General features: G+C 58.5%; 17 protein-coding genes, 2 tRNA genes and 1 other annotated feature. Of the genes, 9 read left to right on the top strand and 10 right to left on the bottom strand.

What is annotated here, in order from left to right; all coding sequences use genetic code 11:
- Nucleotides 1–261 precede the first annotated feature (261 nt).
- The 4 genes from P0G09_RS14975 to P0G09_RS14960 form a co-directional block, all read right to left on the bottom strand.
- Nucleotides 262–717 carry a DUF3592 domain-containing protein gene (locus P0G09_RS14975; protein ID WP_156182604.1) on the bottom strand — a complete coding sequence of 152 codons (456 nt, stop codon included), beginning with the start codon at nt 715–717 and terminating at the stop codon, nt 262–264.
- An 87-nt stretch (nt 718–804) separates the two neighbouring features.
- Nucleotides 805–1,881, bottom strand: a complete 1,077-nt coding sequence (locus P0G09_RS14970) for an ATP-dependent 6-phosphofructokinase (protein WP_275253052.1) — start codon at nt 1,879–1,881, stop codon at nt 805–807.
- A 148-nt stretch (nt 1,882–2,029) separates the two neighbouring features.
- Nucleotides 2,030–2,102, bottom strand: a tRNA-Pro gene (locus P0G09_RS14965).
- 34 nt (nt 2,103–2,136) lie between these two features.
- Nucleotides 2,137–2,210, bottom strand: a tRNA-Gln gene (locus P0G09_RS14960).
- A gap of 177 nt (nt 2,211–2,387) precedes the next feature.
- On the opposite strand from P0G09_RS14960, the gene P0G09_RS14955 reads away from it, so the two are divergent.
- Together P0G09_RS14955 and P0G09_RS14950 are read left to right on the top strand one after the other, a co-directional pair.
- Entirely contained in the window at nt 2,388–3,269 is an 882-nt protein-coding gene (locus P0G09_RS14955) for a type II CAAX endopeptidase family protein (protein ID WP_097771811.1), read from the top strand.
- Nucleotides 3,270–3,355: 86 nt separating this feature from the next.
- Nucleotides 3,356–4,840 carry a C69 family dipeptidase gene (locus P0G09_RS14950; RefSeq protein ID WP_275253051.1) on the top strand — a complete coding sequence of 495 codons (1,485 nt, stop codon included), beginning with the start codon at nt 3,356–3,358 and terminating at the stop codon, nt 4,838–4,840.
- An 88-nt stretch (nt 4,841–4,928) separates the two neighbouring features.
- On the opposite strand, the gene P0G09_RS14945 is transcribed toward P0G09_RS14950, so the two are convergent.
- The 6 genes from P0G09_RS14945 to P0G09_RS14920 all read right to left on the bottom strand — a co-directional run bounded on the left by P0G09_RS14945 (nt 4,929) and on the right by P0G09_RS14920 (nt 9,221).
- Complete coding sequence (locus tag P0G09_RS14945; protein ID WP_207684800.1) at nt 4,929–5,483, bottom strand: DUF4358 domain-containing protein; 555 nt, start codon at nt 5,481–5,483, stop codon at nt 4,929–4,931.
- Nucleotides 5,484–5,641: 158 nt separating this feature from the next.
- The gene (locus tag P0G09_RS14940) at nt 5,642–6,082 is read right to left on the bottom strand and encodes an Lrp/AsnC family transcriptional regulator (protein WP_097771813.1); all 441 of its coding nucleotides are present in this window, start codon (nt 6,080–6,082) and stop codon (nt 5,642–5,644) included.
- Nucleotides 6,083–6,597: 515 nt separating this feature from the next.
- Nucleotides 6,598–7,863: a GTPase HflX gene (gene hflX, locus P0G09_RS14935; RefSeq protein ID WP_275253050.1), complete on the bottom strand. Its 1,266-nt coding sequence runs from the start codon at nt 7,861–7,863 to the stop codon at nt 6,598–6,600.
- Nucleotides 7,860–8,465: a GNAT family N-acetyltransferase gene (locus P0G09_RS14930; protein ID WP_275253049.1), complete on the bottom strand. Its 606-nt coding sequence runs from the start codon at nt 8,463–8,465 to the stop codon at nt 7,860–7,862. The genes hflX and P0G09_RS14930 overlap by 4 nt, the downstream gene beginning before the upstream one ends.
- Nucleotides 8,466–8,625: 160 nt before the next feature.
- Nucleotides 8,626–8,958 (bottom strand): type II toxin-antitoxin system RelE/ParE family toxin, encoded by a 333-nt coding sequence (locus tag P0G09_RS14925; protein ID WP_275253048.1) that lies wholly within the window; start codon nt 8,956–8,958, stop codon nt 8,626–8,628.
- Entirely contained in the window at nt 8,955–9,221 is a 267-nt protein-coding gene (locus tag P0G09_RS14920) for a type II toxin-antitoxin system prevent-host-death family antitoxin (protein WP_207697827.1), read from the bottom strand. The genes P0G09_RS14925 and P0G09_RS14920 overlap by 4 nt, the downstream gene beginning before the upstream one ends.
- A gap of 85 nt (nt 9,222–9,306) precedes the next feature.
- On the opposite strand from P0G09_RS14920, the gene P0G09_RS14915 reads away from it, so the two are divergent.
- The 7 genes from P0G09_RS14915 (at nt 9,307) to P0G09_RS14885 (ending at nt 17,536) form a co-directional block, all read left to right on the top strand.
- Nucleotides 9,307–11,097, top strand: coding sequence for a bifunctional homocysteine S-methyltransferase/methylenetetrahydrofolate reductase (locus tag P0G09_RS14915; RefSeq protein WP_275253047.1), 1,791 nt, complete (start codon nt 9,307–9,309; stop codon nt 11,095–11,097).
- Nucleotides 11,098–11,128: 31 nt separating this feature from the next.
- Nucleotides 11,129–11,360, top strand: a binding site (T-box leader).
- Between the two features lie 56 nt (nt 11,361–11,416).
- Nucleotides 11,417–14,122: a valine--tRNA ligase gene (locus tag P0G09_RS14910; protein WP_275253046.1), complete on the top strand. Its 2,706-nt coding sequence runs from the start codon at nt 11,417–11,419 to the stop codon at nt 14,120–14,122.
- Nucleotides 14,123–14,126: 4 nt separating this feature from the next.
- Nucleotides 14,127–14,636 carry a VanZ family protein gene (locus tag P0G09_RS14905; RefSeq protein ID WP_098923192.1) on the top strand — a complete coding sequence of 170 codons (510 nt, stop codon included), beginning with the start codon at nt 14,127–14,129 and terminating at the stop codon, nt 14,634–14,636.
- A gap of 4 nt (nt 14,637–14,640) precedes the next feature.
- A complete protein-coding gene (locus tag P0G09_RS14900; protein ID WP_275253045.1) occupies nt 14,641–15,906 on the top strand; it encodes a folylpolyglutamate synthase in 1,266 nt (421 codons plus the stop codon).
- A gap of 184 nt (nt 15,907–16,090) precedes the next feature.
- Nucleotides 16,091–16,405, top strand: a complete 315-nt coding sequence (locus P0G09_RS14895; protein WP_005936547.1) for an anti-sigma factor antagonist — start codon at nt 16,091–16,093, stop codon at nt 16,403–16,405.
- A gap of 2 nt (nt 16,406–16,407) precedes the next feature.
- Complete coding sequence (gene spoIIAB / locus P0G09_RS14890) at nt 16,408–16,848, top strand: anti-sigma F factor (protein WP_035395071.1); 441 nt, start codon at nt 16,408–16,410, stop codon at nt 16,846–16,848.
- Between the two features lie 19 nt (nt 16,849–16,867).
- Nucleotides 16,868–17,536, top strand: a complete 669-nt coding sequence (locus P0G09_RS14885) for a sigma-70 family RNA polymerase sigma factor (RefSeq protein WP_117477378.1) — start codon at nt 16,868–16,870, stop codon at nt 17,534–17,536.
- Nucleotides 17,537–17,890 lie beyond the last annotated feature (354 nt).

Here is a 17,890-nt window from a genome sequence, read left to right as displayed (position 1 = left end):
CCGCAGACTGTTCGTAAAACAGTATTCAACAAATGACACGGCAACTGGATGTCAGGATTGGTTACTGTTCACTCCGCTAGGTCTAAAAAGCAAAAAGTCCCATGCCCGCACCGCCAAAGTGCTGGGCATGGGACTTTTTGCGTCTGGGAACGGTACACCTCTATCGAGGTGTAACATACTAGACTTTGTACCAAAGTCGTGTGCCAAAGGAGATTGTGCTCCTTTGGAATTTCCGTCATCATAGAGGAAAGAAACAATCTATTAACTTTCCCATGCAGCAACAATGCTTCTTTCTGGGTTTTGAGGATCAATAGTCACCTTTATAGGTGTTCCCTTGCTCACGAGAGGATTGAACCAAAACCAATGGGACTGTCCATAATAAGTGTCTTTTCCAATCTTATATTGGTACCGGATCACCCAAGGATAAATTACATCTTCATCAGCAAGGTGATAGGTACTCATGTGGAATTTTATGTGAACCCTTTTTACTGCATTAACTTTTCCGGAAACAATTTTTCCGTTTTTCAGCAGGTCTGCTTTGCGGATGTCTGTAATCCATGCTACCCCGATAATTGCGATAGCAATAAGCCACGCAGCTATGAGTGCCCCGATTCCAACTTGCTTATAGGCGATAGAAATCAGAAAAGCAACAAAAATCCCAACAGCACCAAGAATATGGAGCAGATCTTTAGAAAAGAACTTATGGATTTTTTTCATGGAGAGACACTTCCTTTCACGAGGTTTTGTTACACTTGGAATACGGATAAACCGGGAAGAAGATTGCGGTCATGCCGGAAAGATTTCTCAGCCCAAACTGATTCCCATGCGTTTTGCAACGGTGAGGAGCTCGCAGCCCTCAGGGATATTGCGGGTCTTACCGGCGATATCCTCCAGACGGTTGGAGATGACGTGGTTGTTCACGAGAGCCACCGTAACGCCGTACTGCTCGATCTCCACCAGCTTGGCGGCGTAGCTGCCGAACTGGGTAGCCAGCACACGGTCGTAGGCGCTGGGGCTGCCGCCGCGCTGCATGTGGCCCGGGATGCAGACCCGGGTCTCCATGCCGGTCTTTTTCTGGACGGCGACGGCAATGCGGTTGGTGGCGGTGGTGTAACCGGCCTCGGCGCGCTTGGCGGCCCACTCCTTGCGCTTCAGCTTGGCCTCGTCCACGTTCATGGCACCCTCGGCCACGGCGATGATGGAGAAGTTGGAGCCGCGCTTTGCCCGGCGCTCCACGGCCTCGCAGACGCGGTCGATGTCGTAGGGCTGCTCGGGCAGCAGGATGATATCCGCGCCGCCTGCAATGCCGGAGTAGAGGGTCAGCCAACCGGCCTTGTTGCCCATGATCTCGATGCACATCACGCGGCTGTGGCTGCCGGCGGTGGTGTGGATGCGGTCGATGACCTCGGTGGCAATGTCCACAGCGGTGTGGAAGCCAAAAGTCACATCGGTGCCGTAGATATCGTTGTCGATGGTCTTGGGCAGACCGATGATGTTCAGGCCTTCCTGCGAGAGCAGGTTGGCGGTTTTATGGGTGCCATTGCCGCCCAGGCAGAGCAGGCAGTCCAGCTTTGCGTCCTTGTAGGTCTTTTTCATGGCCGCGACTTTATCGATCTTGTCGTCCTCGACCACGCGCATCAGTTTGAAGGGGGTGCGCTTGGTGCCCAGAATGGTGCCGCCCAGTGTCAGGATGCCGCGGAAGTCATCCTCGCACATCTCCTTGTATTCGCCGTTGATCAGGCCGTGGTAGCCGTTCAGGATGCCCACGATCTCCACATTATCACCCATCCGGGCATACAGTGCCTTTGCCACGCCGCGAATGGTTGCGTTCAGGCCCGGGCAGTCGCCGCCGGAGGTCAGGATGCCAACACGTTTTTTCATCTCACAAATCCCTCGTTTCCTCTTGATCTTTCCCGCCGCAGAGCAGGGGATATCTGGTACTATAAGAGTATTCCCAAAGGGGAAATGTGTCAAGAAAAAATTTTGTAAAAAGAAAAAAGAGACACACCGAAGTATGTCTCTTTTTCAATCGGAGCAGCGGGATTTGAACCCACGGCCTCCTCGTCCCGAACGAGGCGCGCTACCAACTGCGCTATGCCCCGAAAATACCGCAGCCGGAAGGCGACTGCGGTTTTCTGGTTGGGGATGAGAGAATCGAACTCCCACAAGTAGAGTCAGAGTCTACCGCACTACCACTATGCAAATCCCCATCATTCTGTTGTCGTCAGCTTTGAACCTCGCCGCTGACAAGGAATATTATACTATACGGCCCGGGTCTTGTCAACACTTTTTTTGAGATTTTTCGCCTGAGCAGAAAATGCCAAAAACTTTCTCTTTCCGGCAAAGTATGTTAGAATAGAGCCACTAAGATTCAGGAGGATATTTTTATGCTGAAACGTCTGCGCGCAAAGCATCCCGTCGGCTTCTGCGTTTTATCCGAGGTGCTGTTTCTGGGCAGCCTGCTGCTGGCATCCTATCTCATTGTGTTTGCACTGGTGCTTTTTGGGGTGGACCTGGAACGGGTGGACTCCTACTTCCTCAGCGCCGTGCAGGAGGCGGTGGGCATGGTGGTGGCGTTGGTCATTCTGGGCCGCACCGGTAAGATGTACCTGCTCCGCCGCCGGGGCAGCGGCTTTTTCAATGGGCTGCTGGTGGGAATGTATCCGCTGGTGCTCATCGGTTACAGCCTGTATACCAAGCTGATGTTCGGGATGCCCGAGGATGGCCAGCTGCAGCCTGCGTTCAGCATCTTCAGCTTCTTTTTGAGCATGGCACTGGTGGGCGTGGCGGAGGAGTTCATCTTCCGCGGGGTCATTGCCCAGAGCCTGCTGGAGCGCTTCGGCACCGGCAGGGCGGGGGTCTGGAAAGCCTGCCTGCTGTCGGGCCTGCTGTTTGGCGCGGCCCACCTGACCAATCTGCTGTCCAGCGCTCCCTTCGGTGTGCTGATGCAGTGTGTCTTTGCGGCATCGCTGGGTACGCTGTTCGCAGCCATCTATTTCCGCACCGGCAACCTGTGGGTCACGGTGTTCCTGCACGGGGCCATGGACATTGCCTCTATGCTGGTGGGCGGCCTGTACGGCACGGAGGACGTGGCCGAGAGCATTTCGGGCTATGATGCCAGCATGATGCTCTCGATCTTGATCTATCTGATCCCGACTCTCTTCCTGCTGCGCAAAAAGAAGATCGGCGAGGTGGCGCTCTACTTTGGCCGGGACTGCGCCCCGGCAGCTGCTCCGGCCCCGGAGGAAAACGGGGAACGGCTCCGGTAAGGCCTCTTGCCTTTTGAAACAAAAAGGATTACAATCAGTCAAGGCAAACCGAGAGACAAATACTTCGATTCGGAGGAGAAGATATTATGGCATGTACAACGCTTCTGGTTGGTAAAAACGCATCCTATGACGGCTCCACCATGATCGCCCGCAACGACGATTCCGGTTCCGGCCATTTCACGGCAAAGAAATTCGTGGTGGTCCAGCCCGAGGAGCATCCGGCGGTCTACCGCTCGGTGCTGTCCCATGTGGAGATCCCGCTGCCCGGTGACCCCATGCGGATGACCGCCATGCCCAACGCCGTGGAGGGCAAGGGGATCTGGGCCGCAGCCGGTGTCAATGCCGCCAATGTCGGCATGACCGCCACCGAGACCATCACCTCCAACCCCCGCGTGCTGGGCGCTGACCCGCTGGTGGTGTACCAGCCTGCCAGGGGGGAGCAGCCCGAGGTGCCCGGCGGCATCGGCGAGGAGGACATCGTCTATCTGGTGCTGCCCTACATCCACACCGCCCGCGAGGGCGTGGAGCGGCTGGGCAAGCTGCTGGAGACCTACGGTACTTACGAGATGAACGGCATCGCGTTCCAGGATGTGAACGAGATCTGGTGGCTGGAGACCATCGGCGGCCATCACTGGATGGCACGCCGCGTGCCCGATGACAGTTATGTGGTGATGCCGAACCAGCTGGGCATCGATGCCTTTGATCTGGACGATGCCTTTGGCGCGCAGGAAAATCATCTCTGCTCGGCTGACCTGAGGGAGTTCATTGCAAAGTATCACCTCGACCTGGCACAGGACGGCGTGTTCGACCCTCGTGCCGCCTTTGGCAGCCACACCGATTCCGACCACGTTTACAACACGCCCCGCGCCTGGTACATGCTGCGTACCCTGAACCCCACCACTTGGGTCTGGGATGGCCCCGATGCCGACTATACCCCGGCTTCCGACGACCTGCCCTGGTGCATGGTGCCTGAGAAGAAGATTACCCCCGAGGATGTGAAATATGTGCTGTCCAGCCATTATCAGGGCACGCCGTATGATCCGTATGCAAGCTACGGTGCCAGAGAGAACCGGGGCGTTTACCGCTCCATCGGCATCAACCGCAACGACTTTGTGGCGCTGATCCAGCTGCGGCCTGATCTGCCCGCCGACCTGCAGGCAGTGGAGTGGGTGGCCTACGCCTCCAATGCCCTGAACGCCATGGTGCCCTTTTACGCCAATGTGGAGACGACCCCGGCCTATCTGGCCGGCACCACCGGTGAGGTGTCCACCGACAGCTTCTACTGGGTCAGCCGGATGATCGCTGCGATGGCGGATGCTTCCTATGGCAAGTCGGTGTTCCATGTCGAGCGCTATGAGCTGGGGGTGCTCTCCGCCTGCCGTGCCCTGCTGAATCAGTATGACGCAAAGCAGCTGGCCGAGACCGACCCCGCCCGCCGTGTCGCCCTGCGCCAGGAGGCCAACGAGGCCTTGGCTGCTGAGGTCAAGGCCCGCGCCGCCGACACGCTGGATAAGGTGCTGTTTGAGCTGAGCAGCAATATGAAGAACGCATATTCTCGTTCGGATATGTGATATTTGAACGATAAAATCCATCTGGTAGAAATAACAATGCCCTGTACCATGCAAAACGGTACAGGGCATTGTTGTTTTGAAAGATAATTTAAGCGGCCAGAGCGGTCTTGATGGCGTTCATCACGGCATCGCTGTTCTCACAGCACACCATGACCACTTCGCCGGTGGGGACAGTGGCCACCTTGGCGGAGGCGGCGATCTGATACTGATCCTCGAGGTAGTGCTCCATCGTCTGCTGCTGGTTCTGGATATAGGCATCCATTGCGTCCACGACCTCCTGCGTCTTGCCCTCAGCAGGCTTGACGATGGCAACGCCGTAGCTCTGCACCATCATGGCAGAGAGGGAGGCGGCAAGATCGGTGTAGCTGCCCTCGGGCAGGTCCAGCAGGGGGAGCAGCATGTTCTGGATCTCATCGTTCAGGTCATCCGCCGGATAGCTGGCGCTGTAGCCGTACTGGGCGGTGAACTTGCCGTCCTCTGCCGGGGAGAAGATCATATAATAATCATTGTCCTCGGCTTCCCGGGCATCGTGGATGATCTGGGTGTAGTTTTTGGGGGTGGTATCTTTTTTGCTGCCGCAGCCGGTGAACACCAGCAGGGCACAGCCAAGAGCCAGCAGAGCGGCAAGAATGCGTTTTTTCATGGTCGTAGTTCCTTTCGTCTGACAAAGGCAGGGTGATCGTGATCAGTCTGCCCGCCTTTGGGGGCGTTTATGCAGCCGCTGAACAGCGGCCTTGTATCAGGAATACGGCCCGGAAGGCCGGAAGATTGCACAGCAGCTGTAACAGTTCTGTGAACGGCTTACAGCTGCAGTGCTTCCAGATCACCATGGTTGACCGGAGTAGAAAGGATGATCTGGGTGCTGGTGGTGCCCAGCTTCTGGAACTGCAGGATCAGGTGCTCCAGCTGGGGCATGCTGCCGCAGCTGACCTTGATGAGGAAGGTGTAGGCACCGGTGACATGGTAGCACTGCAGCACCTCCTTGCTGTTCTGCATCAGCTCCACCAGCTCGTCCCGGTGGCTGGGTGTGACGGACAGGCTGATGAGCGCATCCACATAGACACGGTCTGCCGGGCGGTTCAGCACCACGGTGTAGCCGCTGATGATGCCGTCGGTCTCCAGCTTGTGGATGCGGCTGGAAACAGCCGGGCTGGTCAGTGCCACCTGCTCGGCGATCTCCTTGACGGGCATCCGGGCATTTTTTGCGAGAAGGGAGAGGATCTTGCGGTCTAAATCGTCCATGAGAAAGGTCTCCTTTTATATTTTTGTTGAATTGTACAAAAATTTTTGAAAGTAAAGTTTTACTGTTGTCGTAATCGCATAAACTGCGGAAAAACTCGCTTTTGTGTTTTCTGTGTTAATTATATAAAGTTTTGATCGAAATGTAAAGTGCTAAATTAAAGCAAATGTCAAAAATTTTGTTTGACAAGAAAAGAAAAAAGCGTATAATACATATCGCAGGGCACGGTAAGCGCCGAAGACTGCGCAAAACACGTTGTTTCTCAAGTGCCTGCATTTGAATTGCGATTCCCAACTTTATATACTTTCCCACCCCTCTATACACAAAAACCCGCTGCCAGGCGGGTTTTTGTGTATAGAGGGGATTTTTTTATTTGTTCGAGACGATAGGACGGCGGGGAGTTTCCCAAAGCAAGTGTCCGGAGGGTGGGACCCGACTGCCGTCAGGCAGTTGGGCGGGGGATGGAATGCCCCGTATCACTTGCGTGGGAAAGCTCCCCAACGGCCGATTCCCTTTATTAAACCAAGAATCCTTCAAAACAGTGCAGGTCCTCGGTTTTGACGATGCCTTCCAGATAAAGCCCGTCCTCCCGGTATTCCTCCACCTGCACGCTGCCCCGCTCCCGCATGGGGGCGGCCAGGCCCAGCTTATCATAAGGCAGCAGCACCCGGATGGTGTGCACCCGGTCACTGAGCAGCTCGTCCAGCTTTTTCAGCAGGGCATCCAGACCGTAGCCGGTCTTGGCGCTGGTCAACAGGATGTCCGGGTCAAAGTTCAGGGCATTGGGCTTGTCACACTTGTTGTAAACGGTCAGACGGGGGATGTCGGCACAGTCCAGCCCGTCCAGGACCTCATCGGTAATGGCCAGCTGCTCTTCCCGCTGGTCGTCGCCCGCGTCCGCCACCCGCACGATGACATCAGACCATGCGGCTTCCTCCAGCGTGGATTTGAAAGCCTCCACCAGATTGTGGGGCAGACGGGAGACAAAGCCGACCGTGTCCACCAGCAGAACGGCCATGCCGCTGGGCAGCACCAGCTTCCGGCTGGTGGGGTCCAGGGTGGCAAACAGCATGTCGGCCTCGGCCACGCTGGGGCCGCACAGGGCATTCATCAGGCTGGATTTGCCTACGTTGGTGTAACCCACAAGGCTGACCACCGGCATCCCGGTCTTGGCCCGGGCCTTGCGGCTCTCGCCCCGGCGCTTTTCCATCTCGGCCAGCTTTTCGGCCAGTGCGTCGATGCGGGCGTGGACGTGGCGGCGGTCCAGCTCCAGCTTGGTCTCACCGGCACCACGGCGGGCACCACCGCCGCCGCCGCCACCGCCGCCCTGGCGGCTCAGGCTCTCGCCCATTCCCTGCAGGCGGGGCAGACGGTAGCGCAGAAGCGCCAGCTCGGTCTGCAGCTTGCCCTCGTTGGTCACGGCGCGGCTGCGGAAGATCTCCAGGATCAGCATGGTGCGGTCAATGACCTCCATGCCGCCCAGCGCCGTGGAGATGTTGCGGATCTGGCTGCCGGTTAGCTCACCGTCAAACACGGCACACTCGGCACCCAGCTCCGCGGCGGCAGCGGCGGCCTCCTCCAGCTTGCCGCTGCCCAGCACGATGCCGGTCTCGGGGGTCTGCCGCTTCTGGGTCACGGATGCCACAGCCTCCATGTGGTTGGCCTCGCAGAGTGCAGCCAGCTCGTTCAGGCTGCGCTCACAGTCCCAAAGCCCCTGATCCAGGGCCAGTAAGATGACCTTTGTGGGGGGCGTTTCTACTAAAATGTCATAAAGTTCGCTCAAAATAAACCTCTCAGTTCTTCGTAATGTTCTCTTGTCAATGCGTAGCACCTGCAGGCAACCGGTGTGCCGTCAAATTTGTGGTAGACAGCATCGTGGTCGTAGACAAAGCCGGCTTTCTGCTGGACCCGGCCGCTGGCAGGATTTTCAAACGCATGGCAGCAGGCCAGCCAGCTGCTATCTGTATTTTTGAACCAGTATTCTACAACTGCTTTTAGCGCTTCGGTGGTAAAGCCTTTGTTCCACCAGGCCTTGCCGATGCAGTAGCCCACTTCCCACACGCTGTTCGTGTGGTCGAAGCCGGGCCAGGGGTCACGCTCCGGCTCGGCGGAACTGGATGTGAACACGCTGATGGAGCCAAACACCTGCCCGGTGGCCTTTTCCACAATGCCCCACTCGTAGTAATCTCCATTGGGGTAGAGCAGTGCCCATGCGGCCAGCAGTTCCCGGGTCTCGTCCACGTTTTTGTGGGGCTCCCATCGCAGCCAGCGGGTCACGTCCGGGTCGTTGGCCCAGTTGGCGTACATCATGGGGGCATCCTCCGGGGTCAGCGGGCGCAGAAGTAGCCGCTCCGTTTCGATCGTTTGTGTGCCTGCATGGCGCATGATACATCTCTCCTCACATGTAAAAGTTACGCATAGGATAGCACAAAACTGCCCTGCCTGCAAGCTGTGGCACGAAAAAACGCTTGACAAGAGGCGAAACTTTATTAAACTGAAGGAAGAGAGCAACAAAAAAACTCCCCGGAGCCCGGGGAGTGGAAGGTTATTCTGCGCTGAAGTCGGTTTTGAGGATGGAGACCCAGTTGCTTTTACCATAGAGGAACCGGAGAATGTGGACGACCTGAGCGGGTTCCTCGATTTGATAAAAAGCCATATAGTTTTGAACAATGATAAAGTGAATGCCAAGGCCATACAAAAACGGGTCATGGACAACAGGATTCTGATTAGGAAAACGATCGAGCTTCTGTAAACTGGTTCCAACACTTTCTGTCAGAAAATCAGCCGCGATGGGATTTTTTAAGGTCAGATCAATATAGTCGTAAGCTTCCTGAATGTCTCGTTCAGCGGCATCAGTGACGTGAATATAGTAGCTCATCGGCGATTCCTCCGATTTCGCAGGTCAGCCATTACTTCATCAAGTGGACGCTCGCGTCCGGCGGCAACATCGTCCAGACCTTCCTGGAGCTTGGAATACAGCTCAAAGCGGCCTGCCAGCTCTTCGTAGGTTTCAATGCTCATCACGGCCAGATCGCCCTTGCCGTTTTTGGTGATGAACACCGGCTCTGCGTAGGTGTGGCAGAAGGTAGAGATATCATTGTAGTTGTTGCGCAGGTCTGCGCTGGAACGAATCTTCGGCATGAAAATACACCTCGCTTTCATAACAAAATTATACCTGAATTTTTTTATATTCGCAAGAGGGAACTGAGGGAAAAGGAGACATTTTATGAAAGACATCCGCGAACTGTTACAGACCCGCCCCCTGCTTTTTGATGGTGCCATGGGTACTTATTATAAGGCGGCTCCCGGGGTGGAGTGCGAGCAGGCCAACCTGACCGACCCGGCGGGGGTGCTGGCTGTCCACCGGGAGTATCTGGCGGCAGGGGCTGATGCCGTCAAGACGAATACCTTCAGCCTGCCCCGGCTGGCGGCGGCACACGCGCCCGGCTGGGAACAGCTGGCGCAGGCAGGCTGGCAGCTGGCTGTGCAGGCCGCAGAGGAGACGGGTGCCGCTGTTTTTGCCGACCTCGGCCCGGCTCCGGATACCGAGGCGGTTCCGGCGGGGCAGGTATATACGGCTGTGGCAAAGCAGTTTGCGGCGCTGGGGGCCAGGAATTTCCTGTTTGAGACCCTGAGCTCCGATGCGGGCATTCTGGATGCCGTGGGGGCCATCAAGGCGGAAGTGCCGGATGCCTTTGTGCTGGTGTCCTTTGCGGTCCTGCCCGACGGCTACACCCGGGAGGGCATGTACTGCAAAGACCTTGCCCGGCGGATGCAGGAAAGCGGCATCGTGGATGCCGTGGGCCTGAACTGCGTGTCGGCACCCGGTGCCATGCGCACACTGGCAAAGCAGCTGGGGGGCACGCTGCCCCTGTCGGTCATGCCCAACGCGGGTTATCCCGTTGTCACCCGGACGCAGGTGAAGTATCAGGGCAGGCCGGAGTACTTTGCAAGGGAGCTGGGCCGTCTGGCCGCCGAGGGCACGGTTCGGATCCTGGGCGGCTGCTGCGGCACCACCCCCGCCCACATTGCCGCACTGCGGGCGGAGCTGGACAGCCTGCCCGTGGTGAAAAAAACGGCTCCGGCAGAAGAGTTTTCCACCGTGAAGGAACAGACGGTGGAAAACGAGGATGCTTTTCTGCGTAAGCTGAACGCAGGGGAAAAGGTCATTGCCATTGAGCTGGATTCTCCCCGCAATGCGGACCTGACCGGTTATCTGGAAGGGGCAAAAAAGCTGCAGGCGGCGGGCGCTGACCTGCTGACCATTGCCGACTGCCCCATTGCACAGGCCCGGATGGATTCCTCTCTGGTGGCCTGCCGGGTCCACCGGGAGCTGGGGCTGTGCACCCTGCCCCACATGACCTGCCGTGACCGCAACCTGAACGCCACCAAGGCCCTGCTGCTGGGCCTGTACGCCGAGGGCGTGCGGGAGGTGCTGGCCATCACCGGTGACCCCATCCCCACGGCAGAGCGGGACGAGGTGAAGAACGTTTACCAGTTCAACTCCCGCAAGCTGGCCCAATACATCGTCTCGCTGGCAGGGGAAGGCCGGGAGATGCCCGGCCCCATGACCGTGTTCGGTGCCCTGAATCTGAACGCCCGCAACTTTGATGTGGAGCTGCGCCGGGCAAAGGAGAAGCTGGAAAACGGCATGAGCGGCTTTCTGACCCAGCCGGTGCTCTCGGCACAGGCGGTGGAAAACCTGAAAAAGTCCCGGGAGACGCTGGGGGCCGATGCAAGGATCCTGGCCGGTATCATGCCGGTGGTCAGCCAGCGCAACGCCATCTTCATGGAGAACGAGATCAACGGCATCCATGTGGAGGACTGGATCATTGAAAAGTTTGCCGGGCTCGACCGTGCCCAGGGCGAGGAGCTGGGGCTTGCCATCTCGCTGGAAATGGCAAAGGCCGCCCTGCCGTATGCGGACGGCCTCTACCTGATGACCCCCTTCAACCGGGTGGCCCTAATGGAGCGGCTGATCGGCAGATTGAAGCAGGAAGTTCTCGGAGCATATTGACAAAACGCCAAAAAAACGTTATATTCTTTGTATAAATGCAACGAGAAAGAGTGTGCGCGGCAAACCGCCTTGCAGAGAGCCGGGGGCAGGTGAGAGCCCGGCAGGTAAGCGCTGCGCACTGTCGCTTTTGAGCAGGGGCGGTGAAGCCAGTAGCCGCCCTCGGAGCTGCCCCACGTTACCGGGGCATCAAGGGGCACGGGCTGTGTTTGCAGCCGGTGCAATTTGGGTGGTACCGCGGTATGTAGTTTACAGCCGTCCCATGGAACGTTCCGTGGGGCGGCTTTTTTCGTCCCACTCATCACATTTTTGGGAGGATACAATGAAAGAACTCGCAAAACAGTACGATCCCAGCCAGGTGGAAGACCGTATCTACCAGTTCTGGCAGGACGGCGGCTACTTCCACACGGAAGCAGACCCCGACAAGAAGCCTTACACCATCGTCATGCCCCCTCCGAACGTGACCGGCCAGCTCCACATGGGCCATGCGCTGGATAACACCATGCAGGATGTGCTCATCCGCACCAAGCGGATGCAGGGCTATGCCGCCCTGTGGGTGCCCGGCACCGACCACGCATCCATCGCCACCGAGGCCAAGGTCGTGGAGGCCATGCGTGCCGAGGGCCTGACCAAGGAGATGGTGGGCCGCGACGGTTTCCTGGAGCGCGCCTGGGACTGGAAGACCAAGTACGGCAACCGCATCGTCAGCCAGCTGAAAAAGCTGGGCACCAGCTGTGACTGGCAGCGGGAGCGCTTTACCATGGACGAGGGCTGCTCGGATGCCGTCAAGGAAGTGTTCGTGCGCCTGTACGACAAGGGCCTGATCTACCGCGGCAACCGGATGGTCAACTGGTGCCCCCACTGCAACACCTCCATCTCGGATGCCGAGGTGGAGTACGAGGAAAAGGACGGCAATTTCTGGCACCTGCTCTACCCGGTCAAGGAGACCGGTGAGATGCTGGAGCTGGCAACCACCCGCCCCGAGACCATGCTGGGTGATACCGCTGTTGCCATCAACGGCGAGGACCCCCGCTATGCCCATCTCCACGGCTGCCATGTTGTCCTGCCCCTGCTGAACAAGGAGATCCCCATCGTCTGCGACGAGCACGCCGATATGACCAAGGGCACCGGTGTCGTCAAGATCACCCCCGCCCACGACCCCAACGACTTTGAAGTGGGTCTGCGCCATAATCTGCCCATCGTCCGGGTGTTTACCTACGACGGCCACATGACCGGTGCTGCCGATAAGGCCGCTGCCGATGCACTGTTTGCCGCAGGCAAGAACACCGTGAACGAGCCCGAGGTGCTGGACTGCGGCAAGTACGCCGGCATGACCACCCTCGAGGCCCGCAAGGCCATTCTGGCAGACCTGAAGGAGGGCGGCTTCCTGAAGGAGATCGAGCCCCTGAAGCACGAGGTCGGCACCTGCTACCGCTGCCACTCCACCATCGAGCCCATGGTCTCCAAGCAGTGGTTCGTTAAGATGGAGCCGCTGGCAAAGCCCGCCATCGAGAGCGTGGAGAAGGGCGAGATCAAGTTCGTGCCCGAGCGCTTTACCAAGAACTACCTCAACTGGATGAAGGGCACCCGCGACTGGTGCATCAGCCGTCAGCTGTGGTGGGGCCACCAGATCCCGGCCTTCTACTGCAATGACTGCGGCGAGACCGTGGTCGCCAAAGAGATGCCCTGCACCTGCCCCAAGTGCGGCGGCAGCCACTTCACCCAGGACCCCGATACGCTGGATACCTGGTTCTCCTCCGCTCTGTGGCCTTTCAGCACTCTGGGCTGGCCCAACGAGGACAGCGCGGACCTGAAGTACTTCTACCCCACCAATACGCTGGTCACCGGCTATGATATCATCGGCTTCTGGGTCAGCCGCATGATCTTCTCCGGCCTGGCCTACACCGGCAAGGCTCCCTTCGACACTGTCTGCATCCACGGCATCGTCCGCGACAGCCAGGGCCGCAAGATGTCCAAGAGCCTGGGCAACGGCATCGACCCGCTGGAGGTCATTGCCCAGTACGGCGCGGATGCACTGCGCTTCATGCTGCTGGACGGCTCCACCCCCGGCAACGATATGCGTTACAGCGAAAAGAAGGTGGAGGCTGCCCGCAACTTTGCCAATAAGCTGTGGAACGCTACCCGTTTTGTCCTGATGAACCTGCCCGAGGACTTCCAGCCCGGCCTGCCCGAGGAGAGCAAGCTGGACATGAGCGACAAGTGGGTGCTGACCAAGCTGAATCAGGTGGCCGGTGCCATGACCGACAACCTCGACCACTTCGAGATGGGGCTGGCCGCTGCCAAGATCAACAGCTTCATCTGGGATGTCTACTGCGACTGGTTCATCGAGATCGCAAAGCCCCGCCTGAACTCCGGCGATGCAGAGCAGGCAGATACCGCCCGCCGTGTGCTGGTGTATGTGCTGGACAAGGCCCTCAAGCTGCTGCATCCCTTCATGCCCTTCATCACGGAGGAGCTGTATCAGGCCCTGCCCGGCTCCGCCGAGACCATTATGACCCAGAGCTGGCCCACCTTTGACGAGGCACACAACTGGGCCGAGGAAGAGGAAGCCTTTGAAAAGGTCATGGACTACATCAAGGCAGTCCGCACCATGCGCACCGAGATGAATGTCCATCCTGCCAAAAAGACCAGTATGATCATCGAGACGGCTGATCCCGCTCCCTTCCGGAATGCAGAGGTCTATCTGGCAAAGTTTGCCTTTGCTACCGACGTGACCTTTACGGAAAAGTACGAGGGCAGCACCGATGGCATGGTGCAGGTGTCCACCCACACCGCCCGCGGCTTTATCCCCATGATGGAGCTGATCGACCGCGAGAAGGAGCTGGCCCGCCTGAACAAGGAAAAGGCCAAGGCCGAGAAGGAACTGGCCATGTTTGAGAACCAGCTGGCCAACCCCAAGTTCGTGGAGCGTGCCCCCGCCGCTCTGGTGGAAGAGATCCGTGCAAAGCGCACCAACAGCCAGAGCAAGCTGGCCAACATCGAGCAGAGCATCAAGGCTCTGGGCTAAGCGGATGCAGGAACAGAATCAACGCACCTCCCCGTGGCTCATCGCGTGGCGGGTGATCTTTACTTTTGCCCTCATCGGCTGCATCGTGTTCATCTTCTCCAACTCTCTGCAGATCGCGGATGTGTCCGAGGGGGCCAGCGGCCGGGTACTGGGGATACTGCAGGGCATCCTGCGGCATCTGGGGCTTCCCGGTGCCGCTGACCGGCTCACCATGCACATTGTGCGCAAGCTGGCGCATTTCTGCGAGTATCTGCTGGAAGGCTTCCTGCTCATGCTCTGCCTGCGGGTGTACACCCGGCACTTCTTCAAGCATGTGTCCTGGCCCATACTGGGCGGCCTGCTCACAGCCCTGACCGATGAGACCATCCAGCTCTTTGTGCCGGGCCGCAGCGGCCAGGTCACCGATATCTGGATCGACTTTTCCGGAGTGATGACCGGCCTGTTGGTGGGGCTCATCCTGCTGGGGCTTGTCCGGATGTGCATCATTCTCTATCAACATCGAAACGAGGTTTGACGCAATGACCATTGAACAGGCAAATGCCTATTTTGCATCTCTGCCCGAGGGCTTTGCCCCGGCCCGGCAGCTGCAGGAAGCCCTCTCTGCTAAGGCAGGCCGGGTGGATTATCTGGGCGTAGCCGGTACGGCTGGCAAAACGACTGCCGCCGCCCTCACGGCGGCGGTGCTCAGGGCTGCCGGCCTCGTTACCGGCAGCTACCACGCAGGCTGTGAGCCGCTCTCTGCCCGCATCCGGGTGAATGGGGAGCCTGTGGCACCGGAGCTGCTTGCACAGGCCGCCGAGACCTTGAGCGCCCGGGAGACCCTGCCCCGTGCTGCCGCCGAGCTGGCTGCCGCTGCCCGCTGCTTTGGCGAGGCAGGCTGTGCGCTGGCCGTGGTGGAGCTGCCCGATGCGGGGCTTGCCGAGGCCCTGCCCAAGATGCCGGTCTGTGCGGTCACCTCCATCGGCCCGGACGGCATCAGCGCCTCACTGGAGCGCTCCGCCGCGCTGGCGGCCGGTGTCATGCGCAGGGGCAGCATCTGCGTCACCGCGCCTGAGCAGCCCAAGGCTGTGGTCAGTGAGCTCATCGTGGCCGCCGGTAAGGCAGACTGTGAGCTGGTCGTGCCGGACTCCGATGACATCACCTTCCTCGAAGCCGAAAAGTTTGCCAGCCGTGTGGACTACGGCGGCTATACCGTGCCGCTGGCCTTCCTGGGCCGTCACGCGGCGGGCAGTGCAGCCATTGCGGTGGAGCTGGCCCTGGCTCTCTGCAAAAAGGGCTATGACATCCCCGATGAAGCCATTCTGGAAGGTCTGGCCGCTGTGGAGAACCGCAGCAGCATCCGGGTCCTTTCCCAGCGCCCGCTGGTGGTGCTGGATGCCTGCCGCACCCCGCAGCAGGCCATTGCCCTGCTCCGCGTCCTGAACATGGCCAAGGTGCGCCACCTGAGCGCTGTCATCGGCCTGGCAGAGGAAGAAGGAGCCGAGGCCTTCTTCTCCGCGCTGGAAAGCGGCTTGACGGCTGAGACCCAGAAAAAAGACCGTACCACCATGCCCGGCATGAGCGAGAATCCCTTTGATAAGGTGTTCCTCGTTCCCCCGGCGGGTACGGATGCCGCCATGACCGAGCGCCTGCTGGAAAAGGCACGCTACCACTTTGATGCCGAGCTCTGCGGGAGCCTGGCCGAAGCCGTGGAGCTTGCCCGGGCCAACAGCCGCCGCGGCCTGCTGATCTGCGGCGGCGAAGCCATCGCACTGGAAGCTGCCGATCTGCTGGCTGAAAAGTAAGCGACACCCTTTTCTAAAATATGCCCGAAAGAGCCTGTACACTGATGAAAACGTGTACAGGCTCTTTTATTTTGGTTTAGAGGAAACCGCTCGGGCTATGCTTCGCTCTGCCGCCCTTCCGGAAAGGGGAAGCCTCTGGCAGGCCGGACAAGCCTGAGCGATTCACGCAAGGAAAGGACAGAAAATGGCAACAGTTACATTCAGTGCGGCGGACGATCTGCTCTATGCCTATCTGGCAGGTGAGATCGACCACGATGCCGCACAGAACCTGCGCATCCAGCTGGACGATGCCCTTTTGGCCCGCACCCCCAAAACACTGGTGCTCGATCTGGGCGGGGTTGGGTTTATGGATTCGTCCGGGGTGGGGCTGATTCTGGGCCGCCAGCGCTGCGCCCGCAGTCTGGGCGGAACCCTGCGTATCCAGCACGCCCCGGAGCAGCTGCGCCGCGTTCTGCGGCTGGCCAATATCCCCTGCACGGATGCAGGACAGGAGGAATGAAGATGAAAGCGGAAAACACGACCAGGATCCAATTTGATTCCCTCAGCGTCAACGAAGCGTATGCCCGCGGTGCGGCGGCGGCTTTTCTGGCCCGGTATGATCCCACTGTGCCCCAGCTGGCTGACCTGAAAACGGCGGTATCCGAAGCCGTCACCAACTGCATCGTCCACGCCTACCCCGACCGGGTGGGGCCCATCACCATGACAGTCTCCGTTTATCCGGGGCGGGTGGTCAGGATCGTGATCGCAGACAAAGGGGTCGGCATCCCGGATATCCCCAGAGCGATGGAGCCACTCTTCACCACCGGCAACCCGGAGGAGCGCTCCGGTCTCGGTTTTGCGGTCATGCAGAGCTTTATGGATAAAGTCAGTGTGCGCTCCGCTCCCGGCCGGGGCACCCGGGTCATTCTGACAAAGCATCTGGAGGAAAAGCCCTCTACATAAAAGGAAATGAGGGAATACCATGGTAACGGACAAGACCCGGCGCAGTGCATTCATTGAACAGAACCTCGGGCTGGTACACGCCTGTGCCGGACGCTTCCGGGGCAGGGGCATTGAATACGATGATCTCTATGGGGCGGGCTGTATGGGGCTGGTCAAGGCGACCGACGGCTTTGATGAAGGACGCGGGGTCTGCTTTTCTACCTATGCAGTGCCAGTGATCCTGGGCGAGATCAAAAAGCTTTTCCGGGAGGGCGGCACAGTCAAGGTCAGCCGCTCCTTAAAAGAACTGGGGCTGCGGGTCAATGCGGCGCGGGAACATCACAGGAAGCTCTGCGGCACCGAGCCGACCCTTTCTCAACTGGCAGAAGAGCTGGGGGAGAGCGTGGAGAACATCACGCTTGCGATCCAGGCTGCACAGCCCGCCCTGAGCCTGACCCCGGAAGGGGAGAACAGTGACCGGCAGATAGATATCCCGGTGGAATCCCCGGAGGAAGAACTTGCGGATAAGATCGGCCTGGCCGAGGTGCTGGAAAGTCTGCCGGAAGAGGACCGGCTCCTGATCCGTCTGCGTTTTTATGCCAACCGCACCCAGAGTGAGACGGCAAAAGTGCTGCATACCACGCAGGTACAGATCTCCCGGCGGGAGCGCAAGATCCTGCGCAAAATGCGGGAGCGGCTATTGGAATGAGCCGTGCAAAAGAAAATAGGGCTTTTCTTGAAAAATGTAAAAAAAGGGCTTGCTTTTTGTCTGAGTCTGTGCTAGAATATATTACTGTCAGGCGGATGTCTGACACGAACGCTTCAGAAAAAACGGATGAAAAGTGACGAAGGTCGATTGGTTCTTCTAAGAACTTCAAAAAATCTTCAAAAAAGTGCTTGACATTCTAACACAAACGTGCTAAAATGTATAAGCTATCAGCCGCTAAGGCTGAGGCGCACAGGACCTTGAAAATTGAACAATATCGAAAAACTTGTAACGGAACCTATTTTCGTGTTGGAAAAACACGTTAAACAATTCCAAACAAAGTAATTCACACAGGAC

The organism is Faecalibacterium sp. DFI.5.82 (assembly GCF_029076575.1).
Lineage (GTDB): Bacteria > Bacillota > Clostridia > Oscillospirales > Ruminococcaceae > Faecalibacterium > Faecalibacterium duncaniae.
The sequence above is the reverse complement of the archived record's forward strand: the minus strand, read 5'-3'. Positions and strand labels throughout refer to the sequence as shown.

Coding starts and splice junctions, on each gene's coding strand:
- P0G09_RS14975 (WP_156182604.1), bottom strand. CDS start 717: ATGAAAAAAATCCATAAGTTCTTTTCTAAAGATCTGCTCCATATTCTT.
- P0G09_RS14970 (WP_275253052.1), bottom strand. CDS start 1,881: ATGAAAAAACGTGTTGGCATCCTGACCTCCGGCGGCGACTGCCCGGGC.
- P0G09_RS14955 (WP_097771811.1), top strand. CDS start 2,388: ATGCTGAAACGTCTGCGCGCAAAGCATCCCGTCGGCTTCTGCGTTTTA.
- P0G09_RS14950 (WP_275253051.1), top strand. CDS start 3,356: ATGGCATGTACAACGCTTCTGGTTGGTAAAAACGCATCCTATGACGGC.
- P0G09_RS14945 (WP_207684800.1), bottom strand. CDS start 5,483: ATGAAAAAACGCATTCTTGCCGCTCTGCTGGCTCTTGGCTGTGCCCTG.
- P0G09_RS14940 (WP_097771813.1), bottom strand. CDS start 6,082: ATGGACGATTTAGACCGCAAGATCCTCTCCCTTCTCGCAAAAAATGCC.
- P0G09_RS14930 (WP_275253049.1), bottom strand. CDS start 8,465: ATGCGCCATGCAGGCACACAAACGATCGAAACGGAGCGGCTACTTCTG.
- P0G09_RS14925 (WP_275253048.1), bottom strand. CDS start 8,958: ATGAGCTACTATATTCACGTCACTGATGCCGCTGAACGAGACATTCAG.
- P0G09_RS14920 (WP_207697827.1), bottom strand. CDS start 9,221: ATGCCGAAGATTCGTTCCAGCGCAGACCTGCGCAACAACTACAATGAT.
- P0G09_RS14915 (WP_275253047.1), top strand. CDS start 9,307: ATGAAAGACATCCGCGAACTGTTACAGACCCGCCCCCTGCTTTTTGAT.
- P0G09_RS14910 (WP_275253046.1), top strand. CDS start 11,417: ATGAAAGAACTCGCAAAACAGTACGATCCCAGCCAGGTGGAAGACCGT.
- P0G09_RS14905 (WP_098923192.1), top strand. CDS start 14,127: ATGCAGGAACAGAATCAACGCACCTCCCCGTGGCTCATCGCGTGGCGG.
- P0G09_RS14900 (WP_275253045.1), top strand. CDS start 14,641: ATGACCATTGAACAGGCAAATGCCTATTTTGCATCTCTGCCCGAGGGC.
- P0G09_RS14895 (WP_005936547.1), top strand. CDS start 16,091: ATGGCAACAGTTACATTCAGTGCGGCGGACGATCTGCTCTATGCCTAT.
- spoIIAB (WP_035395071.1), top strand. CDS start 16,408: ATGAAAGCGGAAAACACGACCAGGATCCAATTTGATTCCCTCAGCGTC.
- P0G09_RS14885 (WP_117477378.1), top strand. CDS start 16,868: ATGGTAACGGACAAGACCCGGCGCAGTGCATTCATTGAACAGAACCTC.